The following is a 279-nucleotide window of genomic DNA, read 5'->3' on the forward strand; positions in this document are numbered from 1 at the left end:
CAGTGGTTCAAGAAGGGCCGCACCGTGGCCACGCTGATGACCGGCATCGAGCAACTGGTGTTCAAGGGCAAGATGCCCTGGACGCTGCGCCACAGCAAGCCGGATCACGCCTGCCTGCAGCCGGCCTCGCAGTGCGCCCGCATCGACTATCCCAAGACCGACGGCAAGCTGACCTTCGACAAGCTCAGCTCGGTGTTCATCTCCAACACCAACCATGACGAGAACGAACCCGTCCACCTGACGCTGAAGGATCCCTCGGTGCCGGTGCAGGTCAACCTG

At 62.7% G+C, this 279-nt stretch carries 1 protein-coding gene; it reads left to right on the forward strand.

Going from position 1 to position 279, the window contains the following annotated elements; genetic code table 11:
* A partial coding sequence (locus SB764_RS39505) for a 4Fe-4S dicluster domain-containing protein (protein ID WP_410866684.1) occupies positions 1 to 279 on the forward strand: 279 nt, incomplete at both ends.

It is taken from the genome of Paraburkholderia sp. SIMBA_027, from assembly GCF_046535315.1.
Taxonomy (GTDB): domain Bacteria; phylum Pseudomonadota; class Gammaproteobacteria; order Burkholderiales; family Burkholderiaceae; genus Paraburkholderia; species Paraburkholderia tropica.